We start from the raw sequence: 25,578 nt of genomic DNA on the forward strand, positions 1-25,578 counted from the left end.
AAGGTGATATGCACAAACCGGAAGGCGACGGGATGACCACCCAGCGCAACCACCCGCACGAGGTGAGACGAGGGGCTTTTCTGGTCATCCCGGAGCCTGCCCGTCCGGCGAGGACTCTTTTGATCTTTCCGCCCTGCGGGCGGGTTCGCCTCACGGCGCTCGAAAGGTCACCTTCGACCACCCCCGCCCCCTCTCCCTGAGTGTGTTTCAGTCGCCGAGCAGGCTTGTCAAGGCGGGAAAGCGTGCCTTGACAAGCCTGGTCGGCGACTAAAGATCGGCTGTGGATCGGGGGCGGGGGAGGTCTGGTTGGAGTAGTCGCTTGCTTTTCGTTGCCGGGCGGCGGTTCAACAGTTGTGCGTTGTTAGTTCCAGGCGCAGGCTGAAGATCTTTTGCGACGGGTCGGTGTTGAACACGTACACCGCTTTCGGGTTGCCTGGCACTGGTGCGGTGATGACGTAGTTGGCGGTCGTCGCGTTGGGGTAGGCCGCCATCACTTCGGCGTCCGTCGAGCCGACTCCGATTCCCTCCGGGGTCGTCACCCCGGGCTTCGCCGAGATGCGAGCCACCCCGTAGGTGGGTGATATGTCGACCGGGCTTCCGCCGCCGCGCAGCCAGTACCGGTGGCACGAGCTGCCCGAGTAGCCCTCGCTCATGTCGAACTCGTCGGTGGCCACCGCGTCGGCCTCGCTCATGCCCAGCACGAGCCTGCCCCAGCCGGTGGGGCCGATCGTCGGGTCGGTGGACGCCGGGCGTTGCGCCGATCCGGTCGGCGTGCTGGAACTCCGCGACGGGCTGTCGGGGGCGCTGTGCGAACCCGTCACGCTCGGGACGCTCGTCACCCCCGTCGACGACTGCGGCGGCGGCACGCTGGAGCTGGTCGGGACCGGCGGCAGACCCGACTCCGGGCCGGCGCTCGTCGCGATCGTCGTCACCGGGAGGTTCGTCGCGGGCAGCGTGTCCGTGCGGCCACCACCGACCCCGGACAGGGCGATGCCCACCGCGGTGACCGCGACCAGCGTCAACGCCCCGCCGGTCACCGCCGCCGCGTTGCGCCGGTGCCTGCGTCGCCGGGCGCCGGCCACCACCAGCAGCTCCGCGCCGGGCCGGACGGGCACGTCGAGGCGCTCATCCTCGAACAACCGGCTCAGTTCGTCCTCGAGGTTCACCACTCGTCACCCACCCCCACCAGGCTCCCCAGCTTCCCGCGCAGGCTGGCCAGCGCCTTGCTGGCCTGGCTCTTCACCGTCCCGGGGCTGATCCGCATCGCATCGGCGATCTCGGCTTCGGACAGCCCCTCGTAGTACCGGAGCACGACGACGGTCCGCTGCCGCGGCGGCAAGGCCGCGAGCGCCTGCCACAACGGCTCGTTCTCGAGCCGGTCGGGCGGGGTGTAGGGAGGCGGTTCCGGGATGTCGGCGACCAGGCTCTCCCGCCGCCTGCTGCGCCACCTGCTGACGTGCGTGTTCGCCATGGCGCGCTTCACGTACGGCAGCGGGCTCTCCGCACCGCGCAACGTCCCCCACCGGACGCCGATCTTCTCCAGGACGATCTGCACCAGGTCGGCCGCGTCATGGGGGTTGCCGGTCAGCAAGTGACCGTAACGGAGCAGCCCGGGCAACGCCGCCCGCACGAACTCCGCGAAATCCTCGTCCACCGCGCCCCCTGCTCAGCCGTCCCGGCCCGTCCGGGCGGTACACGCGCAGGGGGCGCGGCAGGTTGCCTCAGTTCACCGGATTCAGCGAAGACCCAGCTCACGGGCGATGAGCATCCGCTGCACCTCGCTCGTGCCCTCACCCACCTCGAGGATCTTCGCGTCCCGGTAGAACCGTCCGACCGGGAACTCGTTCATGAACCCGTAGCCGCCGAAGATCTGCGTCGCGTCGCGGGCGTTGTCCATCGCCGCGTTCGAGGCGACCAGCTTCGCGATCGAGGCCTCCTTCTTGAACGGCTCACCACGCAGCATCTTCGACGCCGCGGCGTAGTAGGCCAGCCGGGCGGTGTGCGCGCGCACCTCCATGTCCGCGATCTTGAACTGGATCGCCTGGTACTCGCCGATGCGGTGCCCGAAGGCCTCCCGCTCCCCCGCGTACCGCAGGCACTCGTCGACGCAGCCCTGCGCCAGCCCGACGCTGAGCGCGGCGATGGCGACCCGGCCCTCGTCCAGGATGGACAGGAACTGCGCATAACCGCGACCGCGCTCGCCGAGCAGGTTCTCCGCGGGTACCCGGCAGTCGTCGAAGGACAGCTCGTGGGTGTCCGAGGCGTTCCAGCCGACCTTCGAGTACTTCGGCGCCACCGTGAACCCGGGCGTGCCGGACGGCACGATGATCGCCGAGATCTCCTTGCCACCGCCCGGTTTCTCCCCGGTCACCGCGGTGACGGTGACCAGCCGGGTGATGTCGGTGCCGGAGTTGGTGATGAACGACTTGCTGCCGTTGATCACCCACTCGTCGCCGTCCAGCTTCGCGGTGGTGCGGGTCGCGCCCGCGTCCGAACCACCGCCGGGCTCGGTGAGCCCGAACGCGCCCAGCGCCTCCCCGGAGCACAGCGACGGCAGCCACTTCTCCTTCTGCTCCGCGGAACCGAAGCGGAACAACGGCATCGCGCCCAGCGACACGCCCGCTTCGAGCGTGATCGCCACCGACGAGTCGACCCGCGCGAGCTCCTCCAGCGCCAGGCACAGCGCGAGGTAGTCGCCGCCCATGCCGCCGTACTCCTCCGGGAACGGCAGCCCGAACAGGCCCATCCGCGCCATGCCCCGCACGATCTCGTACGGGAACTCCTCGCGCTCGTAGAAGCCGCCGATGACGGGCGCGACCTCCTTCTGCGCGAAGTCGTGCACGCTCTTGCGCAGCGCCTCGTACTCTTCACCGAGCCGGAAGTCGATCATTTCTGCTCCTTGACCACCGCGAGCGTCTCGTCGAGGGCCACCTGCTGGCCCACCTGGACGCGGAGTTCCTCGACCACGCCGTCGACCGGGGCGACCAGCGTGTGTTCCATCTTCATCGCCTCGACGACCAGCAGCGGCGCGCCCGCGCTCACCACGTCGCCCTGCGCGACCTTGACCACCAGCACCGTGCCGGGCATCGGGCTGACCACCGGGCCCGCCTCGCTCGAATCGCCGTGCGTGGCGAGCAGGTTGGGCCGCTCGCCGACGACCACGCCGTGCCCGTCCCGCCCGAGCCACACCCGGTCCTGCGGCGCGTCGGCCCGCAGGTACCGGCGGAACTCGCCGTCGTAGTGCACTTCGAGCCGGTTCCCGTCGCGCCGCGCGGAAACCGGGATCGGCTCGCCACCGTCCACAGTGACCTGCGCGGCGTCCGGCGGACCCTCGATCGTGACGAGCGCTTCGGCGTCCCCGGCACGCAACCGGAACGTGACGCCGCCCGGCCCGCCGAGCCGCCACCCGCTGGGCACCGCCCACGGGTCGGACGTGTCCTCCGGCACCAGCCCGAGCAGCCGGTCCATCGCGGCGGCGACGAAGAACTCGTCCGGCACCGCGGATTCGACCAGTTCGTCCAGCCGCCGCTCGACGAGGCCGGTGTCCAGCCGCCCGGCCTGCACGTCCGGATCGGCGAGCAAGGCGCGCAGGAACGTCACGTTGGTCGGCACGCCCAGCACGGACGTCCCGGCCAGCGCCCGGTCCAGCCGGTGCAGCGCGGACGCCCGGTCCGGACCCCACGCGATGACCTTCGCCAGCATCGGGTCGTAGTTCGAGCCGACCACCGAGCCCTCGGCCAGCGAGGAGTCGACCCGGACACCCTGCCCGCGCGGCTCGTCGAGCGCCAGCACGGTGCCACCGGTCGGGACGAACCCGCGCGCCGGGTCCTCCGCGTAGACGCGGGCCTCGACGGCGTGCCCGTTGAGGCGGATGTCGTCCTGAGTCAGGGAAAGCGGCTCGCCCGCGGCGACCCGCACCTGCCATTCGACGAGGTCGAGTCCGGTCACCATCTCGGTCACCGGGTGCTCGACCTGCAGCCGGGTGTTCATCTCCATGAAGAAGAACTCGTCCGGCTTGCGCGCGGAGACGATGAACTCGACGGTGCCCGCGCCGACGTAGCCGACCGAGCGGGCGGCCTCGACGGCGGCCGCGCCCATCCGCGCCCGGGTCTCCTCGTCGAGCAGCACCGACGGCGCCTCCTCGACGATCTTCTGGTGCCGCCGCTGCAGGCTGCACTCGCGTTCGCCCAGGTGCAGGACCGTGCCGTGGGTGTCGGCGAGCACCTGGATCTCGATGTGCCGCGGGGTGGTGACGAACCGCTCCAGCAGCAGCCGGTCGTCCCCGAAGGCCGAGCGGGCCTCGCGCTGCGCGGACTCGACCGCGGCCGCGAGCTCGCCGGGCTCGGTGACCAGCCGCATGCCCTTGCCGCCGCCGCCCGCGGAGGGCTTGAGCAGCAACGGGTAGCCGACCTCGTCGGCCGCCTTCGCGAAGTCGTCCACATCGGACAGGCCGGGCACCACGGGCACGCCGGCGGCGGACACCGTGGCCTTGGCCCGGATCTTGTCGCCCATGGCGTCGATCGCGCTCACCGGCGGGCCGATGAACACCAGCCCGGCCTTCTCGCACTCGGCGGCGAACTCGGCGTTCTCCGCGAGGAACCCGTAACCGGGGTGGACGGCCTGCGCTCCGGAATCCACGGCGGCGCGCACGATGTCCGGGATGGACAGGTAACTGCGGGTCGCCTCGGCGGGCCCGATGCGGATCGCGGTGTCGGCCTCGTGCACGTGCCGCGCGTCGGCGTCGGCGTCGCTGTAGACCGCGACCGAGCGGATGCCCAGGCGCCGCAGGGTGCTGATGACGCGAACCGCGATCTCGCCGCGGTTGGCGATGAGGACTGTGTCGAACATGCCCCTCACATCCGGAAGACGCCGTAGCTGACAGGTTCCAGCGGCGCGTTCGCCGCGACCGACAACGCGAGCCCGAGCACCGTGCGGGTGTCCGCCGGGTCGATCACGCCGTCGTCCCACAGCCGCGCGGTCGAGTAGTAGGGACTGCCCTGCTCCTCGTACTGGCGGCGGATGGGCTCCTTGAACGCCTCTTCCTCCTCGGCGGGCCACTCGCCGCCGCGGCTCTCGATCGAATCGCGGCGCACGGTCGCCAGCACCGACGCGGCCTGCTCACCGCCCATCACCGAGATCCGGGCGTTCGGCCACATCCACAGGAAGCGGGGCGAGTACGCCCGCCCGCACATGGAGTAGTTGCCCGCGCCGAACGAGCCGCCGATGATGACGGTCAGCTTCGGCACCCGGGCGCACGCCACGGCGGTGACCATCTTCGCGCCGTGCTTGGCGATGCCGCCCGCCTCGTAATCCCTGCCCACCATGAACCCGCTGATGTTCTGCAGGAAGACCAGCGGGATCGAGCGCTTGTCGCACAGCTCGATGAAGTGCGCGCCCTTCATGGCCGACTCGGCGAACAGGACGCCGTTGTTCGCGACGATGCCGACGGGGTGGCCGTGGATGTGCGCGAAGCCGGTGACCAGGGTGGCGCCGTACTCCTTCTTGAACTCGTTGAAGCGGCTGCCGTCGACGATGCGCGCGATGACCTCACGCACGTCGTACGGGGTGCGCGAGTCGGTGGGCACGACGCCGTAGAGCTGCTCCGGGTCGACCGCGGGCGCCTCGACCTGGCGGACCTCCCACGGGCGCGGGCTGCGCGGGCCGAGGGTGGCGACGATGTTGCGGACGATCGACAGGGCGTGCGCGTCGTCGTTGGCGAGGTGGTCGGTGACACCGGACTGGCGGGCGTGCACGTCCCCGCCGCCCAGCTCCTCGGCCGTGACGACCTCGCCGGTCGCGGCCTTCACCAGCGGCGGGCCGCCGAGGAAGATCGTGCCCTGGTTGCGGACGATGACGGCCTCGTCGCTCATCGCCGGGACGTACGCGCCACCGGCGGTGCAGGAGCCGAGGACGGCCGCGATCTGCGGGATCCCGCGCGCGGACATGGTCGCCTGGTTGTAGAAGATGCGGCCGAAGTGCTCGCGGTCCGGGAACACGTCGTCCTGCTTTGGCAGGAACGCGCCGCCCGAGTCGACCAGGTAGATGCACGGCAGGTTGTTGTGCAGGGCGACTTCCTGCGCACGCAGGTGCTTCTTGACCGTCATCGGGTAGTAGGTGCCGCCCTTGACGGTCGCGTCGTTGGCGACGATGACGCACTCGCGGCCGGAGACCCGCCCGATGCCGGTGATGATGCCGGCGGCGGGGGCCTCGTCGTCGTACAGCCCGTTGGCGGCCAGGGGCGACAGCTCCAGGAACGGCGAGCCCGGGTCGAGCAGCGCGTCGACGCGGTCCCGCGGCAGGAGCTTGCCGCGTTCCACATGCCGGGCACGCGCCTTCTCGGGGCCACCCGTTCGGGCGGCCGCCAAGCGCTTGCGCAGATCCTCGACCAGCTCCGCGTGCGCGGTCGCGTTCCGGGCGTACTGCTCGCTTCGCGGGTCCGCGGAGGTGCCGAGCACCGGGAAGTCCATGACCCTCCTCATCCGACGCCGGACGTGGTTAGTAGTCGTTAACGTTCGGGTCGATGTTAACCACTACTAACGTGCGATGTCCAGATTCGGGCACACGAGGGTGTCGAATCGTGGTGGGCTCGTCCGACGTGGCAGTGAGAGACGAGGAGGACACCATGACCGCGACCTACACATTCGACGTCTTCACCAGCCTCGACGGCTTCGGCGCGGCCGGCGGCGACTGGACCGGCTACTGGGGCAAACAGGGCCCCGAGCTGCTGGAACGCCGTCTCGCCCTGTACGACGAGGAGCCGCGGATCGTCTTCGGCGCGAACACGTACCGGGCGTTCACGCAGATGCTGGCCGAGAGCACCGAGGACTCCGACGTCCGCGACCCGTGGGTGACCCGGATGCGGAGCCTGCCGGCCACCATCGTGTCGTCCACGCTGCGGGAACCGCTCGACTGGCCGGACGCGACCGTGGTCAGTGGCGACGCCGTCGACGTCATCAGGCGGCTCAAGGAGGAGTCGGAGGCGCCGCTGCGCTCGCACGGCAGCCTCTCGCTGAACCGGGCGCTGATGGCCGCCGGCCTGGTCGACCGCCTGCACGTGACGCTCTTCCCGGTGATCACCGCCAAGACCGGGCTGGACCCGATCTTCGCCGGCGGCGCCGACTTCGACCTGGAGCTCATCGAGCACCGGACGCTCGACGGGCACATCCAGGAGCTGATCTACCGGCCCACGCTGCACGGCTGACCACACGAAAGGGGGCGGCCGCACCGCGCGGCCGCCCCTTCGGAAAACGTCAGCCCAGCGCCGCCACCAGCGACGGGTAGTAACCCTGGGCCTGCCCGGTCGCCGTCGGGTGGTAGGACTCGTCGATCGGGTACGTCACACTGTGCAGCCACGCCGAACCGGAGCAGATCTCGTGGCCGGTGAAGGCCGGGCGCACGTCCGCGAAGGCGAATCCCGCCTCCGAGGCCTCCTTCTGGATGACCGAGTCGAGCGCGTCGGCCCCGCTGTTGATGTACCCGCGCGAGGTGTCGGACAGCCCGACCGAGCAGGACCCGCCGATCTTGTAGAAGTGCGGGTAGCCCAGCACGATCACCGTCGCCTCCGGGGCGCGGGACCGGATCTCGCCGTAGGTCTTCTCCAGCAGCCCCGGCAGCGTGCCGTTGACGAACGCCTTCGCGTTGTCGATCGCGGTCTTGCAGCCCGAGTCCCCGCCGAGGATGCAGTCCTGCATGACACCCGCGAACCCGGCGTCGTTGCCGCCGACACTGATCGTCACCAGGTCGGTCTCCCCGGACAACGCGCTCACCTGGTTGTTCAGCACGTCCGAGGTCTTCGCGCCGGAACACGCCTGGAAGTTCAGCGAAGCCGACGTCTGCCCGGCGTAGAGCACCGGGTAGGCGTTCGAGCTGCGCTTGCAGCTGGACGAGTCCAGGTAGTTGCCGGCGCCGACCCCGGAGGAGTAGGAGTCGCCGAGCGCGACGTAGTCGAGGGTGGCGGCGTTCGCCACCCCGGAGGTGAGGCCGATCGTGGCCAGGGCCGCGACGACGGTGGTTGCAAGCGTTCTCAGCACAGCGGGGACCACCTTCCGTGAGTAATCAACTCAATGAACGATTACCAGGTGCAATGCTCACAAGGGAGCCCCTTTTAGTAGGCTTTTCGGCTACCAACAGGTGACAGGAGCCGGACGTTAGCGCTCGCTAACCTGACTCGATAAGATGTTCACGTGTCGACGAGTCCCACACCGCTGGTCACCGGCGAGAAGGCCACCCGCCGCGAGGAGATCCTGAGCGCGGCCGCGGAGCTGTTCGCCCGGCACGGCTTCCACGGCGTCGGCATCGACGACATCGGCGCGGCCGTCGGCATCTCCGGCCCCGCGCTGTACCGGCACTTCCGCAGCAAAGACGCGATGCTCGGGGAGATGCTGAACTCGATCAGCCACTACCTCCTCGACGGCGGCACGGCGCGCGTCGACGCCACCGCCGACCCGCAGCAGGCGCTGGCGGAGCTGGTCGAGTTCCACGTCGACTTCGCGCTCACCCACCCGTCGCTGATCACGGTGCAGGAACGCAACCTCGCGAACCTCACCGACGCCGACCGCAAGCAGGTGCGGGCCCTGCAGCGTCGTTACGTAGAGATATGGGTGAAGGTCATTCGCGATGCCGTCCCCGGAGTGGGGGAACGTCAGGCACGCTCGGCGGCACACGCCGTGTTCGGGTTGATCAACTCCACGCCGTACAACCGCCATCTGGACGACGACGAACTGGCCGTCCTGCTGCGGCGCCTCGCCCTCGGCGCACTGCAGTCCGCCGCGTGATCATCGCGTCACTCGTTTTTCCCACTACCGTTGAACGCCTTTCCCCGGCTTTGATAGATCCCGTGACCCAGGACCGGCAGCAGCTGATCTCGCGGGCGCAGCGCGCTCTCGTCGCGATGCAGCTCGGCCGAGACGACGACGCGCTCGACGAGGTGGCCCCGTCGAGCCGGGACGAGACGCGCGAGCTCATGCTGCTCCTGTTCGAGGAGTGCAGCACGATGGTGACCACGCTCGGTGACGGCGGCAGCGCCCCGGTCAAGGTGCAGGTGTTCGACGAGACCGGTGAAGAGGTGTCGATCGACCAGGCCGACCCGCCGGTGCGCACCGCCGTCCGGACACTGCTCGCGGAGGTGCACGGCAACGCCGAGGCCGCCGCGGAGCAGGTGGAGATCGCCCTGGCGAGCGCCAACCGCGAAGAGGTGGACAGCCTGACGCTGCAGGCGCTGCGCTGGACGGTGCGGCTGTCGGCCGAGTGCCTGGAGCGGGACCTGCCGGTCACCGACTGGATCTCCGAGGCGCTGACCTGACCGGGACTGATCGCCGCGCCGGACCGGCCGCCGCTGGTCCGGTTCCGGCGGGCCGGCACGTCCGGAACCGGCCTGTCAGTAGTGGTAGCGGCGCACGGTCTCCGGGTGGATGACGATGCGGACCAGTTCTCCGGCCGTGATCTCGGCGAGGTCCGCGGCGCGGGCCGGGTCGTCGAGGTCCCAGTAACGGGCGGCCAGGCGGGCGCTCAGCTCCCGCGCGCCATCCGGTTCCAGCGTGACCCGGCCGGCGACCGACACCCATCGCTCGCGTTCACCGACCGGCGCGGCGACCACGATCGAGGCGCGCGGATCACGGCGCAGCTGCCGCAACTTGGGCGAGTCCGGCATGCTGAACAGCTGGATCGTGCCGTCGTCGGCGGCCTCGAACCACACGGGCCGCGGCTGCGGCGGGACCGGGCCCGCGGCCACGGTCAGGAACCCGTGCAGGGGACGGCGGAGGAACTCGATGTCGTCGGTGGTCAGCGAACTGTCGCTCATGATCCCGATTGAACACCGCGACCCCGGACGAGCACATGGCTGAAAGGCCGGATCACCTGTGTGATCGTCTAACCTGGTCGACGTGGACGTGTTCAGCGATCTGATCCGCGGGGTGCGCGCCCACGGCTCGCTGTTCGGCAGCACGACCCTGTCCCCGCCGTGGAACCTGCACTTCGTGGACGGCGCGCCGCTGACCCTGTGCACGGTGCTCACCGGGGAGGGCTGGATCGTGCCGGAACACCACCGGCCCGAGCGGCTGCGCGCCCGCGAGACGATCATCGTGCGCGGACCAGGGACCTTCACCTTCGTCGACGAGCCGGGCACGCGTGCCGAGCCGGTCGCGTGTGGCGAGTTCTGCGCGACGCCCGAGCAGGGCGGGACGCGGTACCGGCTCGGGTGGCACGACCACGGCGACGGCGCGACGACGCTGATCGTCGGCGCCTACCCGGTGCGCGGCGAGATCAGCCGCCGGTTGCTGGACGCGCTGCCCGTCGTGGTGCGCGTTGGCGGCACCGGAGACACCTCCGACCCCGTGCTGGACCACCTCGCCGCCGAGGTCGCCATCGACGCGCCGGGCCAGCAGGTCGTGCTCGACCGGCTGCTGGACTGGCTGCTGGTCTGCACGCTGCGCGAGTGGTTCGACCGGCCCGGCGGCGAGCCCCCGGCGTGGTGGGCCGCGCAGCGCGACCCGGTGGTCGGCCGCGCGCTGCGCCTGCTGCACGCCGAGCCGGCGGCGCCGTGGACGGTCGCCGCGCTGGCGCGGCGCACCGGCGTGTCGCGGTCGACCCTGGCCAAGCGGTTCGCCGACCTGATGGGCGAACCGCCGCTGACCTACCTGACCCGCTGGCGCATGACGCTCGCCGCCGACCGGCTGGTGGCGCAGGAAGCCGCGACCATCGGCGAGATCGCGCGCTCCGTCGGCTACGCCGACCCGTTCGGGTTCAGCGCGGCGTTCAAACGGGTCCGGGGCGTCAACCCGAGCGAGTTCCGGCGGGATCGGACTGGGGTCAGTGCAGCAGCGCCTTCACCAGCGCCGACACCTGCGCGACCTCGATCAGGAACGAGTCGTGCCCGTACGGCGAGGTGATCTCCGCGGCCTCGCCCGCGCCCGGGATTCCCGCCGCCAGCTCGTGCGCCTGCCGCATCGGGTAGAGGCGGTCGGAATCGACGCCCGCGATCACGCTGCGCGCGGTCACCCCGGCCAGCGCGGCGCCGACGCCACCGCGGTCGCGGCCCACGTCGTGCGTGTTCATCGACCGCGTCAGCCACACGTAGGAGGCCGCGTCGAAGCGGCGCACCAGCTTGTCCGCGTGGTGGTCGAGGTAGGACTCCACGGCGTAGCGGCCGTCGTCGAACGGGTCCTCCTCGCCCTGCGGCGACCGGCCGAACCGCTGGTCCAGCTCCAGTGAGCTGCGGTAGGTCACGTGCGCGATCCGCCGCGCGACGCCCAGCCCGCGGTGCGGGCCCCCGCCCGGCGGCGCGTCGTGGTAGTCGCCGCCGCGCCAGCCCGGGTCCGACGTGATCGCGTGCAGCTGCGGCGCGGCCCACGCGATCTGGTCAGCCGAGGACGCGGCGGGCGCGGCCAGCACCAGCAACGCCGCGACCCGGGACGGGAACGTCGCCGCCCACTCCAGCGCCCGCATGCCGCCCATCGACCCGCCCAGCACCGCGGCCCACCGCTCGACACCCAGCTGGTCGGCCACCACGGACTCGGCCCGGACCTGGTCGCGGATCGTGATGCGCGGGAACCGGCTCCCCCACGTCCGGCCGTCCGGGTCCGGCGACGACGGCCCGGTCGATCCCTGGCAGCCGCCGAGCACGTTGGGCACCACGACGAACAGCTCGTCGGTGTCCAGCGCGCGGCCGGGCCCGATCAGGCCGTCCCACCAGCCCGGCGTGGGGTGCCCCGGCCCGGCCTCACCGGCGGCGTGGCTGTCGCCGGTGAGGGCGTGCTCGATCAGGACCGCGTTGGAGCCGTCGGAGTTCAGCGTGCCCCACGTCTCGTACGCGATCCGGTACTCCGGCAGCGAGCCGCCGGCGTCCAGCCGCAGCTGTCCGCCTGCGGCCCACTGCCGCCGTCCCGGTGGATCCCCCTCCCGCCACGCACCCGTCGCAGGCGGCAGATCCACAGTGGACGGTTGTGTCACAGGGCCGCCTTCGCCGCCCGGAACCCGGCCTCGAGGTCGGCCTTGAGGTCCTCCAGGCCCTCCAGCCCGACGGCCAGCCGCACCAGGCCCGGCGTGACGCCGCTGGCGAGCTGCTCCTCCGGGCCGAGCTGGCTGTGGGTGGTGCTGGCGGGGTGGACGATGAGGCTTCGCACGTCACCGATGTTAACCAGCTGGCTGTGCAGCTCGGTGCCGTCGACGAACTTCCGCCCGGCCTCCACGCCGCCACGCAGCTCGAACGACAGCACCGCACCGGCGCCCTGCGGCAGGTACTTCTGCGCCAGGTTGTAGTGCGGGCTCGACGGCAGGCTCGCGTAGTAGACGCGCTCGACCTCGTCGCGCTGCTCCAGCCACTCGGCCAGCGCCTTCGCGTTGCTGACGTGCCGCTCGACGCGCAGCGACAGCGTCTCGATGCCCTGCAGGATCAGGAAGCTGTTCAGCGGCGCGATCGCCGCGCCGGTGTCGCGCAGCAGCTGGACGCGGGCCTTCGCCGCGTACGCGCCGGGGCCGAGGGCCTCCCAGTACTTGAGGCCGTGGTAGCTGGGGTCCGGCTCGGTGAAGCCGGGGAAGCGGTCGCCGTGCGCGCCGAAGTCGAAGGTGCCGCCGTCGACCAGCACGCCCGCGACCGTGGTGCCGTGGCCGCCGAGGTACTTCGTGGCCGAGTGGACGACGACGTCCGCGCCGTGCTCGATCGGGCGCAGCAGGTACGGCGTCGGGATGGTGTTGTCCACGATCAGCGGCACGCCCACCTCGTGCGCCAGGTCGGCGATCGTCCGGATGTCCAGCACGTCGCTGCCCGGGTTGGCGAGCGTCTCGCCGAAGAACGCCTTGGTGTTCGGGCGGACGGCGGCCCGCCACTGCTCCGGGTCGTCCTGCTGCTCGACGAAGGACACCTCGACACCCAGCTTCGGCAGGGTGTAGCGGAAGAGGTTGTAGGTGCCGCCGTACAGCTTCGCGCCGGACACGATGTGGTCGCCGGCGTTGGCGACGTTCAGGATCGCCGCCGTGGTGGCCGCGGAACCGGACGCGAACGCCAGCGCGGCCACGCCACCTTCGAGCGCGGCGAGGCGCTGCTCGAGGACGTCCTGGGTCGGGTTCATGATGCGGGTGTAGATGTTGCCCGGCTCGGCGAGGCTGAACAGGTCGGCACCGTGCTGGCTGTCGCGGAAGACGTACGACGTCGTCTGGTAGATCGGGGTCGCGCGGGCGCCCGTGGCCGGGTCGGGGCTCGCGCCGGCGTGGATCTGCTTGGTCTCGAAGGACCAGGCCTGCGACTCGGTCATCGTCGTTCTCCTTGGTGCGTGGGCTGTTCAGCGGAAGGCGCCGCCTCCGAAGTTAGTCAAAACGGATCAACCATCCCAACCGGTTCCCACGCTGTGGATTTTTCTCGCTTGCTTAATCTCTTAGTTTCTAAGATACTTGGCGAACGGGATTTCCACAGTGAGGAGGAACCATGGAACGAGTCGACGTCCTGGTCGTGGGGGCCGGCCTGGGTGGCCTGTCCGCGAGCGTGTTCCTGGCGCTCGGCGGGGTGAACGTGCTGACGGTGGAACGGCACCCCGGCACGTCGCTGCACCCGCGGGCGTCCGGGCAGACGCCGCGGACGATGGAGCTGTACCGGTTCGCCGGGATCGACCGGAAGGTGCTCGGCGTCAGCGAGCGGGCCTCGCAGGGGCTGCGGATCACCGTCGCCGCGAGCCTGAGCGGACCGGTGTTCCACCGGATCGTCGAGGACCTCGGGGAGATCGACCTGAGCGCGGCGACCGCGGCGCCGTGGGGCATGGCCGGGCAGGACGTGGTCGAGCCGATCCTGCTGGAGCGGGCGCGCGAGGCGGGCGCGGACGTGCGGTTTTCGACGGAACTGGTGTCGTTCACGCAGGACGACGACGGGGTGACCGCGGTGCTGCGCTCCCGGGCCGGTTCGGAGACGACCGTGCGCGCGTCGTACCTGGTGGCCGCGGACGGCGGGCGGAGCCGGATCCGGGAGGTGCTCGGCATCGGGAGCTCCGGGCTCGGCGCGATCGCGCAGTCGATCGGGGTGGTGTTCGACGCCGATCTCGGCGACCGGCTGCTGCCTGGCGTGACCGACCTGTTCTACCTGCAGCACCCGGAGTTCACCGGTGCGCTGGTGAACACCGACGTGCCCGGCCGGTACGTGTGCGCGGTCGACATCGGGCCCGGGGATACGGCCGACGACTTTCCCGAGGAGCGGCTGGTCCACCTGATCCGGGTGGCCACCGATCTGCCGGACCTGGAGCCGAAGATCCAGTGGACGGGCGCGTGGGAGATGGCGGCGCGGGTCGCCGACCGGTTCGCCGCGGGCCGGGTGTTCCTGGTCGGCGACGCCGCCAAGGTCACGCCGCCGACCGGCGGCATGGGCGGGAACACCGCGGTCGGCGACGGGCACGACATCGCGTGGAAGCTGGCCGCGGTGCTCCGCGGCGACGCCGGGCCCGGGCTGCTGGACAGCTACGAGGCCGAGCGCAAGCCGATCGCGGAGATGGTGGTCAGCACTTCGCTGCACAACGCGAAAGAGCGGATGGTGCCCGACCTCGACCTGACCGGGGTGGCCCCGCCGGTCGACCAGATGGCGCTCACGCTGGGATTCCGCTACCGGTCGGGCGCGGTGCTGGCCGAGGACGACGACCTGCTGGAGAACCCGGTGGAGCCGTCCGGCCGTCCCGGGTTCCGCGCGCCGCACGTGCCCACCGCGACCGGCTCCACCTGGGACTTCCTCGGCCACGGCTGGGTCGTCTTCGGCACCGGCGGCTGGCGCGACGCGGTCGCGGAGGTGCGCGCGGAGACGGGCATCGCGTTGGAGTACCGGGAGTGCGGCACCGATTTCGACGACCCCGCGGGCGTGTTCCGCGCGCGGTTCGGGTTGGGCGACGGCGGCGCCAGCCTGGTGCGTCCGGACGGGATCGTGGCGTGGCGGAGCCCCGGCGCCGCCGCCGACCCGGCCGCCACGTTGTGGGACGTGCTGGCCCGGGTGCTGAGCAGGTAGCCGTGAGTGGCGGCGCGGGAGCCACTCGCGCCGCCACTCGCCCGCCGCCGGGCCGTATCCTGCGGAAATGGTGTCCGTCCGCAGCGTGGTCGACCGGGTGGGGCCGACGTTGCTGCACGCGGTCCAGCTGCCCGACCCCTGCCCCGCGGTCGCGGACGTGGTGATCGCCGAGCCGGGGGCGCCCGCCCAGCTCGCGGCGGGCGACCTGGTCCTCGGCGTCGCCATCAACGACCCGGCCGCGGGGGTCGAGCTCATCCGGCACAGTGCGGCGGCCGGCGCCGCCGCGGTGCTGCTCAAGCCACCGGTCGCGCGGAAGCCGCCGGTCCGGCGGGCGGCGAAGGCGGCAGGCGTCGCCCTCATCGAGGTTCGCGCGGCGACCGCATGGGCCCAGCTGGTGTGGTTGCTGCGCACCGTGCTGGACGCCGCCGCGGAGGAACCCGAGTCGCTGGAGGGGGATCCCGCCTCGGCGGACCTGTTCCGGCTCGCGGACGCGGTCGCGGCGGTCGTCGACGCTCCGGTGACGATCGAGGACACCAATTCCCGCGTGCTCGCCTACTCGGCGCGGCAGGACATCACCGACCCGGCGCGCGTGTCCACCATCATGGGCCGCCGCATCCCCGACGACGTCCTCGCGAAGTTCCGCTCCCGCGGCGTGTTCCGCGAACTGTCCCGCGGCAGGCAGACGATTTTCGTTCCGGAGCAACGGGACGGCACGCTGCCGCGGCTCATCGTGCCCATCCGGATGGGCGGCGAACTGCTCGGCTCGATGTGGGCGGTGGTGCGTGGGCCGGTGTCCGACGAGCGCGCCGCCGCGTTCGCCGACACCGCGCCGGTCGTCGCGCTGCACCTCCTCCGCCGCCGGGCCCACGCCGACGCCCAGCGGCGCGCGTCGGCCGAACTGCTGCGTGCCGTCCTGGAGGGAAAAGCCGGTCCGCGCGCCGCGATCGCCGAACTGGAGCTGACCGACGAACCGCACCGGGTGGTCGTCGTCGACACCCCCGGGGACGACGAAGGCCTGCGGCTGGCCCTGATGGAACGGATGTCGCTGGGCATCGGGCGCCGTCCGATCGCGACGGAACTCGGCGGGCTGCTCTACACGGTCGTGCCGGACGGCGCGGACTGGCCGTCGCTGGCCGACCCGGCGCGCGGCGCGCCACGGGTCGCGGCGGGCAGCGCGGTCAAGATCGGCGAGCTGCCGCGATCACGCGCCGAGGCGGAGGAGACGCTGAGCCTGCTGCGAGCCGGCGTGATCAAGGGGCCGTCCGGCAGCTTCGACGGCCTGTGGACGGCGCTCGCGTTGCACCGCACGGCATCGGCGGCGGCCGCGGCGGGTGTTGCCGAACTCGGCCCGCTCGAACAGCTCCGCGAGTACGACCGGATCAACGGCACGGGCTACGTCGACACGCTCTACGAGTGGCTGCGCCACCCCGGGGACCCGCGCTCGGCGGCGCAGGCGTTGCGGATCCACCCCAACACGTTCCGGTACCGCATGCGGCGCGTGCTCGAACTCGTCCCGCTCGACCTGGACGACCCGGATGTCCGGTTAGCATTGCTGGTCCAGCTGGTCGCCGTGCGCTGGTCGTAGGAGGGTTTCCGTGTTCGAGGGGTCGGTTGCCGGGCTGCACCGCTGGCCGGTGAAGTCGTTGCGGGGCGAGGAGGTCCGCGCCGCGCGCTTCGACGGGCGGGGCATGGCGGGCGACCGGGCGCACGCGCTGGTCGACGGGCGGGAGAAGCGCCGCGGGAAGGTGCTGACGGTGCGCCAGAACCCGCCGATGCTCACCTGGGGCGCGGAGTACGGCGCCGACGTGATCGACCCGCCGAAGCCCCCGATGCTGCGCGCGCCGGACGGCCGGTCCTGGTCCTGGGACGAGCCCGGCCTGGCGGACGCGCTCGCCGGGTCGTTCGGGATGCCGGTGGAGCTGCGCGCGGCGGACGGGCAGCAGGACCGCGGCCCCACCGTGCTGGTCACGTTCGAGGCGTCGCTGGCAGCGCTCGCGGCGGAGCTCGGCAAGCCCGTCGAACTCCACCGCTTCCGCCCGAACATCCACCTGACCACCGACGCCCCCGCCTTCGCCGAGGAGGACTGGACCACCGGGACGACGCTCGACGTCGGCGAGGTGTCGCTGGAGGTGACCGGTGACCACGCCGGACCGTGCATCCGCTGCGCCGTGCCGAGCTGGGAGCCCTCCGGCCGGGAGCGGTGGCCGGAGTTGCAGACCCACCTGATCGACCGGCACGCCAACAAGTTCGGCGTGATCATGCGCGTGGCGCGCGCCGGGGTGGTGGCGGTCGGGGACACCGCCGACGCCCGCCCCGCCTGAGGGTCACACCTCCAGCAGCGTCTTGCCGATCGTCGCGCGGTTTTCGATCGCCCGGTGCGCGTCGGCGGCCCGGTCCAGCGGGAAGCGTTGTCCCACAAGCGGTTTCACCCGGCCGGCCGCGGCTTCGGCCAAGACCCACTCGGTGGCGGCCCGCAGGTCGGCCGGGCTGCCCAGCGGGCCCCGGTGCAACACCACGCCCCGCGCGGCGGCCTCCTCCTCGGACACCTCCGTCCACGCGCCGCTCGCCAGGCCGTAGCTGAAGTGCCGCCCGCCGCGCTGCACCAGACCGAACGCGGCCGCCCCGATCGCGCCGCCCACGCCGTCGAACACGACGTCCACCGGGCCGACCCGCGCGGCCCAGTCCGGCTGCGTGTAGTCGACCACCAGATCCGCCCCGAGGTCGCGGGCCACCGCCGTCTTGCGCGAGCCGCCTGCCGCCGCGATCACCGTCGCGCCCGCGTTGCGCGCCAGCTGCACCAGCAGGCTCCCCACGCCACCCGCGGCGGCCTCCACCAGCACCCGCTCGCCCGCCGACACGCCCGCCGCGCGGATCAGCGCCGTCGCGGTCCGGCCGTCGGCCAGCAACGCCACCGCGTCGTCCAGCGCCAGGCCGTCCGGCACGCGGAACGGCGCCGCCGCGTCCACCACGACGCGCTCGGCGTACCCGCCCGACCCGTTCAGGCTCGTCACCACCCGCGCGCCCACCAGCTCATCCGGCCCGGACAGCACCACCCCGCCGACCCCGTTGCCCGGGATCACCGGCGGCTCCGCGCGAAACGGCCCGGGCAGCCCCGCCCGGAACTGCGTCTCCACGAAGGTCGTGTTGGCGAACGTCACACCCACGAGCACCTGCCCGGGACCGGGCACCGGATCCGGCGCATCACCGGCGACGAGCACCTCGGGCCCGCCGAACTCCCTCAACCACACCGCTCTCATGGAGATCATCCTGGGATCTCGACCAAGGTGGAGGTCAAGGCCTTGTCCTGCGGGCACCATCCGAGCGGCGGAGAATTGTCGGCGAGGCACGATGACACCGCCATCCGGGTGGTTCACCGTGGTCAGCACCACGTCCACGGATGCAGGAGGAAGCAGTGCGCATCGCCGTCCCCCGCGAGGTCAAGAAGCACGAGTACCGCGTCGCCGTGACCCCGGCCGGGGTGCACGAACTGACGGCGCGGGGCCACGAGGTCTTCATCGAGGCCGGCGCCGGCATCGGGTCCGCCATCAGCGACGACGAGTACGTCTCCGCGGGCGCGAAGATCCTCGCCACCGCCGACGACGTCTGGGCGGAGGGCGAGATGGTCCTCAAGGTCAAGGAGCCGGTCGCCGAGGAGTACCCGCGGCTGCGCCGCGACCAGGTGCTGTTCACCTACCTGCACCTCGCCGCGGACCGCCCGCTCACGCAGGCCCTGCTGGACGCGGGCACGACCGCCATCGCGTACGAGACCGTGCAGCAGCCCAGCGGCGCGCTGCCGCTGCTGGCGCCGATGTCCGAGGTCGCCGGGCGGCTCGCCCCGCAGGTCGGCGCCCACTCCCTGATGAAGCCCAGCGGCGGCCGCGGCGTGCTGCCCGGCGGCGTGCCCGGCGTGCACCCGGCGCGGGTGGTCGTGATCGGCGGCGGGGTCGCCGGCCTCAACGCGGCGCGCATCGCGCTCGGCCTCGGCTCGGACGTCGAGATCCTGGACACCAACGTGGACCGCCTGCGCCAGATCGACCACGACTTCGCCGGCCGCATCCGCACCGTCGCCTCGAACGCGTTCGCCGTCGAGCAGGCCGTGCTGGAGGCCGACCTGGTGATCGGCGCGGTGCTGGTGCCCGGCGCGCGGGCGCCGAAACTCGTCTCCACCGACCTGGTCGCGCGCATGAAGCCGGGCAGCGTGCTCGTGGACATCGCGATCGACCAGGGCGGGTGCTTCGCCGACTCGCACCCGACGACGCACGACGACCCGACCTACACCGTGCACGAGTCCGTCTTCTACTGCGTGGCGAACATGCCCGGCGCGGTTCCGCGCACGAGCACCTACGCCCTGACCAACGTCACACTCCCCTACGCCGTCCAGCTGGCCGACCACGGCTGGCAGGCCGCGCTGCGCGCCAACGGCCCTCTCTCGCTCGGCCTCAACGCGCACGACGGCGCCCTGGTCAACGCACCCGTCGCGCAGGCACACGACCTGCCGCACACGCCGCTGGCCGACGTCCTCGCCTGACCCCGGTGGGCGGTCCCGCGTCAGGGACCGCCCACCCCACCACCGAACGTGTGAAGAACTTTTCAGACCAACATGGGCCCCCGCGTAAGCGAAGTCCGGGGATACCACCTAAGCTTGTACGTGGCGGCCCGCTCCCAGTGACCCCCAGGCTGGTTGAGCGGGCCGCCCCTTTGTGCGCACCCTCCCCGACACACGGCACCCGGACGGGTTGAACCGGGCACGAGTAGGGCACTATGTGCCCGCGATCAAGTTCACCGGGCCGGGAGGGGCGCGCATGCAACACGACGGCAGCGGCCGGATATTCGTGCAGAACCTGAGCAAACACTTCGGGCCGGTCGCCGCGGTGCAGAACCTGAGCTTCGAGGTCCGCCCCGGCTCGGTCACCGGCTTCCTCGGCCCGAACGGCGCCGGGAAGACCACCACGCTGCGCATGTTGCTCGGCCTGGTCACGCCGTCCGCCGGTGTCGCCACCATCAACGGCCGTCCGTACCAGCAGCTGGGCAACCCGGCGCAGGTCGTCGGCGCGGTGCTGGAGAACGAGGGCTTTCACCCGAAGCGCACCGCGCGGAACCACCTGAAGGTGTACGCCGCGGCGATCGGCGCGCCGGACAACCGCGTCGAGGAGGTGCTGGGCCTGGTCGGGCTCTCCGGCGCCGCGGACCGCCGCGCGGGCGGGTTCTCGCTCGGCATGCGGCAGCGGCTCGCGCTGGCGACCGCGCTGCTCGGCAACCCGCAGGTGCTGGTGCTGGACGAGCCGGCGAACGGCCTCGACCCGGAGGGCATCGTGTGGCTGCGCAACTTCCTGCGCGCCTACGCCCGCGAAGGCCGCACCGTGCTGGTGTCGAGCCACCTGCTGTCCGAGGTGGAGCAGACGATCGACCAGGTCGTCATCATCAGCCACGGCGTCACGCGCTACTACGGCCCGCTGGACCAGCTGCGCAGCAGCCAGCAGTCGCGGGTGCTGGTGCAGGCGGCGGACGCGAACGCTCTGGTGAAAGCGCTTCAGGAGGCCGGCTTCACGCAGGTGGAGCCGACGCCGGACGGGCGCGTCGCGGTGGTCGGCGCGACCCGCCAGCAGATCGGCGACCTGGTCGCGAAGTTCGGGATCGCGGTGTACGGGATCGAGGAGGAGCGGGCGGACCTGGAGAAGCTGTTCTTCCAGCTGACCAGCCCGCAGTACGCGGGGGCGCCGCAGCAGCCGTACGGCCAGCCGCCGCAGCAGGGCGGCTGGGGCGGCCCGCCGCCACCGGGATACCCACCGCAGCAGCAGTACCAGCAAGCACCGCCGCAGCAGGGGCACGGCGGCTGGGGAGGACAGGGCTGATGGGCCGGTTGATCAAGGCGGAGTTCCGCAAGACGCTCAGCCTCAACACCTGGTGGATCCTGATCATCCCGCTGGTGCTGGTCGCGTTCTGGATGTCGTTCGCGTGGGGCAAGATCACCAACGACTTCGCCGACTGGATCGGCTCCGGCACCGCGCGGATCATCGCCGAGCAGGCCGGGGTGTCCGCCGACGCGCTGCCGGTCGGGCTGCTGAGCATCGCGCACGGCGTGAACATCGCGCAGCTGGTCCCGGCGATCTTCGGCGTGTTCGCGCTGGCCGGCGAGTACAACAGCAAGACGATCACCACGACGTTCCTGACCGCGCCCAACCGGGTGTCCGCGCTGACCGCGAAGATGATCACCTACATCCTGTGGGGCGCGCTCTACGGTCTGCTCAGTTTCGCGGTGTCAGCGCTGGCGACGGCCATCACCGTGGACAGCGACCGGCTGCCCACCGGCGGTCAGTGGCTCGCGGCGTTCGGCGCCACGGTGCTCGCCTACATCCTGGTGACGTTGTTCGGCATCGGGTTCGGCGCGGTGCTGAACAAGGTCGTGCTGGCCGTGATCCTGCTGATCGGGTACTTCCTGATCGTGGAGAACGTGCTGGTCATCGCGATGTGGAACACCACCGACGTGCTGGGCGCGATCCTGCCGAACAGCACCGCGAACGGCATCGTCGGCGGTGTCGCCGCGGAGGCGTTCGGCATCGACTCGATCAACCTGCCGGGTGGTGTCGAGCACTGGGACAAGCTGGGCCTGCAGCTCTCGGCCGGTGCGCCCGGCCTGATCTCGTGGTGGGCCGCCGCGCTGGTGTTCCTGGCCTGGACGCTGGTGTTCTTCGTCGGCGGCTGGGCCTCCAACCAGCGCCGAGACATCACCTAAGCGCACACGCGCATAACCTGGCGTGGTGACTGTCGCACCACCACGCACTGTCGAAAACCCCGGGACCGGATGGATCCGCCGGCTGGCCGCGGCCTGCTGGCGCCATCCGGTCCTGGTCGTCTCGTCGCTCGCCGCGGCGGTGTTCAGCGTCGGCCTGCAGGCCGCGAGCCCGCTGCTGGTGAAGGTCGCCGTGGACGACGCGGTGGCCTCGCAGACCGGACGGCTCGGCCTGCTGGTCGCGGGGCTGATCGGCGTGCAGCTGCTCATGTTCGGCACCGCGTTCGTCCGCCGCTACCTGGGCGGGCGGCTCGCGCTGGACGTGCAGCACGACCTGCGCCAGCGGGTGTTCGACTCGGTGTCCCGGCTGGACGGTGGCAAGCAGGACTCGCTGCGCACCGGTCAGGTGGTGTCGCGGGCGATCACCGATCTGCAGCTCGTCGTGTCGCTGTTGTTCGTGGTGCCGCTGTCGGCAGGCTCGGTCGTGTTCGCCGTGTTCTCGGTCGCCGCGATGCTGTGGATGTCACCCGGCCTGACGGTGATCGCCTTGATCGTGGTGCCCGCGGTCGCGATCGTCGCGGGCATGGCCCGCAAGCGCCTGTTCCCGGCCACCTGGTCGGCGCAGCAACGGGCGGCGGACCTGGCGCAGCACGTCGAGGAGACCGTCACCGGAGTCCGCGTCGTGAAGGGTTTCGGGCAGGAGGCCAGGGAGGTCGCGCGGCTGGAGAAGACCGCGCGGCGGCTGTTCGCGGAGCGGCTGCGCGCGGCGCGGCTGGCCGCGGTGCCCACGGCGACGACGTCCGCGCTGCCCGCGGCGGGGCAGGTCGCGGTGCTGGCCTTCGGCGGCATCCTGGCGCTCAACGGGCAGGTCACGCTCGGCACGTTCCTCGCGTTCGCCAGCTACGTGTCCGGCCTGATCGGGCCTGCCCGCATGATGTCGGCGCTGGTGGTGCAGGCCCAGCTGACCCGCGCCGGCGCGGAACGCGTCTACGAGCTGGTGGACGCCCAGCCGGAGGTCACCGATCCGGCCGAGCCGAAGCCGCTGCCGGACGGCCCGCTCGGCATCGAGTTGGACGACGTGCGGTTCGGCTACACGCGCTCGGAACCGGTGCTGGACGGGCTGAGCCTGCGTGCGGAACCCGGCGAGACGCTGGCGCTGGTCGGCACCGCGGGTTCCGGCAAGTCGACGATCTCGTTGCTGTTGCCCCGCTTCTACGACCCGCATTCGGGCAGTGTGCGGCTGGGCGGCTGCGACGTGCGGGACGTGAAGCTGGCGGATCTGCGCCAGGCGATCGGCGTGGTGTTCGAGGAGGCGTTCCTGTTCTCCACGTCCATCCGCGACAACATCGCCTACGGCCGCCCGGACGCCAGCGACGAGGAGGTGATCGCCGCGGCGAAGGCGGCCGAGGCACACGAGTTCATCTCCGAGCTGCCGGACGGCTACGCCACCCAGGTCGGTGAACGCGGCCTGACGCTGTCGGGCGGTCAGCGGCAGCGGCTGGGCCTGGCGCGGGCGCTGCTGACCGATCCGCGGGTGCTGATCCTGGACGACGCGACGTCCGCGGTGGACACGGTCACCGAGGCGGCGATCTACGAGACGCTGCGCTCGGTCACCGCGACGCGCACGACGTTGCTGATCGCGCACCGCAAGTCCACCTTGTCGCTGGCCGACCGGATCGCGGTGCTCGACGCCGGCCGGGTGGTGGACGTCGGCACGTACGACGAGCTGGCGGAGCGCTGCGAGCTGTTCCGCGAGCTGATCGCCGGGCCCGGCGAGGGTGTGGAGAACGTGCACAAGCGCGACTGCGTGGCGAGCCCGGAAACCGGGACCACGCCCGCACTCTGGCCGGAGACCGGCGAGCGGGACGCGGTCGACGAGCTGGCCGAGGCGGCGCAGCAGCGGAACGCGCCGGCGCCGATGCCGGGCAGCGGGGGCATGGGCGCGAGCAGCGCGCTCAACGCGCCGCCGACGGCCGAACTGCTGGAGGGCGTGCGCAAGCTGCCGCCCGCCAAGGATCGGCCCGCGCTGGATCCGGATTCGGTGACCGCGCCGGATCCCGGGTTCCGGCTGGGTTCGGCGCTGCGTCCGGTGCGCGGGCTGTTGATCGCCGCGGTGCTGCTGGTCGGGCTGGACGCCGCGGCGTCGATCGCGTTGCCCGCGCTGTACCAACAGGGCGTCGACCACGGCGTGCGTCCCGGCCTGCCGTGGGTGGTGTGGCTGTGCGCCGGGATCGGCGCGTTCATCATCGCGATGGACTGGTTCGTGATCGCGGCGCAGACGCGGATCACCGCGCGGGCCGGTGAGACGGTGCTGTACTCGCTGCGCGTGCGCAGCTACGCGCACCTGCAGCGGCTCGGGCTCGACTACTACGAGCGCGAGCTGTCCGGCAAGATCATGACGCGGATGACGACGGACGTGGACGCGTTGTCGACGTTCCTGCAGACCGGTGTCGCGCAGGCGGTGATCAGCGCGCTGACGCTGGTCGGGATCACCGGGGCGCTGCTGATCACCGACGTGTCGCTGGCGTTGTACGCGTTGTCCGTGGTGCCGGTGCTGGTGATCGCGACGATCATCTTCCGGCGCCTGTCCAGCGCGGCGTACACCGAGGCGCGGGAGAAGGTCAGCGCCGTGAACGCCGACATGCAGGAGAACGTGAGCGGTCTGCGGGTCGCGCAGGCGTACAGCCGGGAGGAGCGGTCGGCCGAGGACTTCGCGTCTCGGAGTGACGCGTACCGCCGCTCGCGCCTGCGCGCCCAGCGGTATGTGGCGACGTACTTCCCGTTCGTGACACTGCTGTCCGGGGTGGCGGAGGCGGTCGTGCTGGTGGCGGGCGCGAACCGGGTCGCGGACGGGACGTTGGCGGTCGGTGTGCTGCTGGCGTTCCTGCTGTACCTGAACCTGTTCTTCTCGCCGATCCAGCAGTTGTCGTCGGTGTTCGACGGGTACCAGCAGGCGAAGGTCGGCCTGCACCGGATCGGCGACCTGCTGCGGACGCCGACGTCGGTGCCGCCGCCCGTGGACCCGGTGCCGGTGCCCGAGCGCCTGCGCGGCGAAGTCGCCTTCGACGCGGTCGACTTCTCCTACACCGGCACAGAATCCCTCGCGCTGGCTGATGTTTCGCTGAAGGTGTCGCCGGGCGAGACGGTCGCCCTGGTCGGCGCGACCGGCGCCGGGAAGTCCACAGTGGTCAAACTGGCGGCGCGCTTCTACGACGCGACGAGCGGCAAGGTGAGCATCGACGGGGTCGACGTCCGGGACTACGACCTGGCCGGGCTGCACCGGCGGATGGGCGTCGTGCCGCAGGAGGCGCACCTGTTCTCCGGCACCGTGGCCGACAACGTCCGGTACGGCAACCCGTCCGCGTCGGACGCGGAGGTCGAAGCCGCGGTGCGCGCGGTCGGCGCGGTGGACGCGATCGCCGCCCTGCCGCAGGGCTTCCACCAGCCGGTGGGCGAACGGGGCCGATCGTTGTCCGCGGGGCAGCGGCAACTGGTCGCACTGGCCCGCGCGGAACTGGTGGACCCGGACGTGCTGCTCCTCGACGAGGCGACGGCCGCCTTGGACCCGTCCGCGGAAGCCACGGTCCTCGCCGCAACGGAAACGGTAGCCAAGCGCCGCACGACTTTCGTGGTGGCACACCGCCTGGCGACGGCCTCTCGCGCGGACCGGATCGTGGTACTCGACCACGGACGAATCGTCGAACAAGGCACCCACGAGGAGTTGTTGGCAGCGAACGGCCACTACGCACACCTGTGGAAAACAGGCGCATAGCGCCATCTTTGAACAAAACCGAAGCTGGGTGGTCATCCCGTCGCCTGACACGCAACGATCACCTTGAGCCAGGGCCGCAACCCAGCCGCCAACCGGCAGCCGACCATG

At 71.6% G+C, this 25,578-nt stretch carries 21 protein-coding genes; 11 read left to right on the forward strand and 10 right to left on the reverse strand.

The annotated features are described in order from the left end of the window. Positions 1-344: 344 nt before the first annotated feature. The 5 genes from L2C96_RS41795 to L2C96_RS41815 all read right to left on the reverse strand — a co-directional run bounded on the left by L2C96_RS41795 (position 345) and on the right by L2C96_RS41815 (position 6,467). The gene (locus L2C96_RS41795) at positions 345-1,166 is read right to left on the reverse strand and encodes a hypothetical protein (protein WP_237340019.1); all 822 of its coding nucleotides are present in this window, start codon (positions 1,164-1,166) and stop codon (positions 345-347) included. Beyond that, complete coding sequence (locus L2C96_RS41800; protein ID WP_020420459.1) at positions 1,163-1,654, reverse strand: SigE family RNA polymerase sigma factor; 492 nt, start codon at positions 1,652-1,654, stop codon at positions 1,163-1,165. Before L2C96_RS41800 ends, L2C96_RS41795 begins: the two co-directional genes overlap by 4 nt. An 81-nt stretch (positions 1,655-1,735) precedes the next feature. Then, positions 1,736-2,890 carry an acyl-CoA dehydrogenase family protein gene (locus L2C96_RS41805; protein ID WP_237340020.1) on the reverse strand — a complete coding sequence of 385 codons (1,155 nt, stop codon included), beginning with the start codon at positions 2,888-2,890 and terminating at the stop codon, positions 1,736-1,738. Continuing rightward, the gene (locus L2C96_RS41810) at positions 2,887-4,848 is read right to left on the reverse strand and encodes an acetyl/propionyl/methylcrotonyl-CoA carboxylase subunit alpha (protein WP_237340021.1); all 1,962 of its coding nucleotides are present in this window, start codon (positions 4,846-4,848) and stop codon (positions 2,887-2,889) included. The genes L2C96_RS41805 and L2C96_RS41810 overlap by 4 nt, the downstream gene beginning before the upstream one ends. A gap of 5 nt (positions 4,849-4,853) precedes the next feature. After that, positions 4,854-6,467 carry a carboxyl transferase domain-containing protein gene (locus tag L2C96_RS41815; RefSeq protein WP_017984665.1) on the reverse strand — a complete coding sequence of 538 codons (1,614 nt, stop codon included), beginning with the start codon at positions 6,465-6,467 and terminating at the stop codon, positions 4,854-4,856. Between the two features lie 155 nt (positions 6,468-6,622). Here L2C96_RS41815 and L2C96_RS41820 point away from each other — a divergent pair, with 155 nt between their 5' ends. Beyond that, positions 6,623-7,201 carry a dihydrofolate reductase family protein gene (locus L2C96_RS41820; protein WP_237340022.1) on the forward strand — a complete coding sequence of 193 codons (579 nt, stop codon included), beginning with the start codon at positions 6,623-6,625 and terminating at the stop codon, positions 7,199-7,201. Positions 7,202-7,250: 49 nt separating this feature from the next. Here L2C96_RS41820 and L2C96_RS41825 read toward each other — a convergent pair whose 3' ends face one another. Further along, entirely contained in the window at positions 7,251-8,030 is a 780-nt protein-coding gene (locus L2C96_RS41825) for an SGNH/GDSL hydrolase family protein (protein ID WP_020420463.1), read from the reverse strand. 153 nt (positions 8,031-8,183) lie between these two features. Here L2C96_RS41825 and L2C96_RS41830 point away from each other — a divergent pair, with 153 nt between their 5' ends. Both L2C96_RS41830 and L2C96_RS41835 read left to right on the forward strand, forming a co-directional pair. Next, a complete protein-coding gene (locus tag L2C96_RS41830) occupies positions 8,184-8,774 on the forward strand; it encodes an SACE_7040 family transcriptional regulator (protein WP_020420464.1) in 591 nt (196 codons plus the stop codon). Between the two features lie 116 nt (positions 8,775-8,890). Then, positions 8,891-9,301 (forward strand): hypothetical protein, encoded by a 411-nt coding sequence (locus tag L2C96_RS41835; protein WP_237340033.1) that lies wholly within the window; start codon positions 8,891-8,893, stop codon positions 9,299-9,301. Between the two features lie 75 nt (positions 9,302-9,376). Here L2C96_RS41835 and L2C96_RS41840 read toward each other — a convergent pair whose 3' ends face one another. Further along, complete coding sequence (locus L2C96_RS41840; protein ID WP_237340023.1) at positions 9,377-9,799, reverse strand: pyridoxamine 5'-phosphate oxidase family protein; 423 nt, start codon at positions 9,797-9,799, stop codon at positions 9,377-9,379. An 82-nt stretch (positions 9,800-9,881) separates the two neighbouring features. Here L2C96_RS41840 and L2C96_RS41845 point away from each other — a divergent pair, with 82 nt between their 5' ends. After that, entirely contained in the window at positions 9,882-10,886 is a 1,005-nt protein-coding gene (locus L2C96_RS41845) for an AraC family transcriptional regulator (protein WP_237340024.1), read from the forward strand. On the opposite strand, the gene metX is transcribed toward L2C96_RS41845, so the two are convergent. Both metX and L2C96_RS41855 read right to left on the reverse strand, forming a co-directional pair. Next, entirely contained in the window at positions 10,807-11,928 is a 1,122-nt protein-coding gene (gene metX, locus L2C96_RS41850) for a homoserine O-acetyltransferase MetX (RefSeq protein WP_020420468.1), read from the reverse strand. The two genes, L2C96_RS41845 and metX, sit on opposite strands and share 80 nt — an antisense overlap. 14 nt (positions 11,929-11,942) lie before the next feature. Further along, positions 11,943-13,247: a bifunctional o-acetylhomoserine/o-acetylserine sulfhydrylase gene (locus tag L2C96_RS41855; protein ID WP_237340025.1), complete on the reverse strand. Its 1,305-nt coding sequence runs from the start codon at positions 13,245-13,247 to the stop codon at positions 11,943-11,945. Positions 13,248-13,417: 170 nt separating this feature from the next. Here L2C96_RS41855 and rdmE point away from each other — a divergent pair, with 170 nt between their 5' ends. The 3 genes from rdmE (at position 13,418) to L2C96_RS41870 (ending at position 17,289) form a co-directional block, all read left to right on the forward strand. Beyond that, positions 13,418-14,968: an aklavinone 12-hydroxylase RdmE gene (rdmE, locus tag L2C96_RS41860; protein ID WP_237340026.1), complete on the forward strand. Its 1,551-nt coding sequence runs from the start codon at positions 13,418-13,420 to the stop codon at positions 14,966-14,968. 67 nt (positions 14,969-15,035) lie between these two features. Further along, positions 15,036-16,553 (forward strand): PucR family transcriptional regulator, encoded by a 1,518-nt coding sequence (locus L2C96_RS41865; RefSeq protein WP_237340027.1) that lies wholly within the window; start codon positions 15,036-15,038, stop codon positions 16,551-16,553. Between the two features lie 10 nt (positions 16,554-16,563). Then, positions 16,564-17,289: an MOSC domain-containing protein gene (locus L2C96_RS41870; protein WP_237340028.1), complete on the forward strand. Its 726-nt coding sequence runs from the start codon at positions 16,564-16,566 to the stop codon at positions 17,287-17,289. Positions 17,290-17,292: 3 nt separating this feature from the next. Here L2C96_RS41870 and L2C96_RS41875 read toward each other — a convergent pair whose 3' ends face one another. Then, complete coding sequence (locus L2C96_RS41875) at positions 17,293-18,225, reverse strand: zinc-binding dehydrogenase (protein ID WP_237340029.1); 933 nt, start codon at positions 18,223-18,225, stop codon at positions 17,293-17,295. Between the two features lie 155 nt (positions 18,226-18,380). On the opposite strand from L2C96_RS41875, the gene ald reads away from it, so the two are divergent. The 4 genes from ald to L2C96_RS41895 all read left to right on the forward strand — a co-directional run bounded on the left by ald (position 18,381) and on the right by L2C96_RS41895 (position 25,470). Then, positions 18,381-19,496, forward strand: a complete 1,116-nt coding sequence (gene ald / locus L2C96_RS41880) for an alanine dehydrogenase (protein WP_237340030.1) — start codon at positions 18,381-18,383, stop codon at positions 19,494-19,496. Between the two features lie 274 nt (positions 19,497-19,770). Then, entirely contained in the window at positions 19,771-20,820 is a 1,050-nt protein-coding gene (locus L2C96_RS41885) for an ABC transporter ATP-binding protein (RefSeq protein ID WP_237340031.1), read from the forward strand. Next, positions 20,820-21,701: an ABC-2 transporter permease gene (locus L2C96_RS41890; RefSeq protein ID WP_020420476.1), complete on the forward strand. Its 882-nt coding sequence runs from the start codon at positions 20,820-20,822 to the stop codon at positions 21,699-21,701. The genes L2C96_RS41885 and L2C96_RS41890 overlap by 1 nt, the downstream gene beginning before the upstream one ends. A gap of 22 nt (positions 21,702-21,723) precedes the next feature. Next, positions 21,724-25,470, forward strand: a complete 3,747-nt coding sequence (locus L2C96_RS41895; RefSeq protein WP_237340032.1) for an ABC transporter ATP-binding protein — start codon at positions 21,724-21,726, stop codon at positions 25,468-25,470. Positions 25,471-25,578 lie beyond the last annotated feature (108 nt).

The organism is Amycolatopsis tucumanensis, from assembly GCF_021654135.1.
In the GTDB taxonomy this organism is placed as follows: Bacteria; Actinomycetota; Actinomycetes; order Mycobacteriales; family Pseudonocardiaceae; genus Amycolatopsis_E; species Amycolatopsis_E tucumanensis.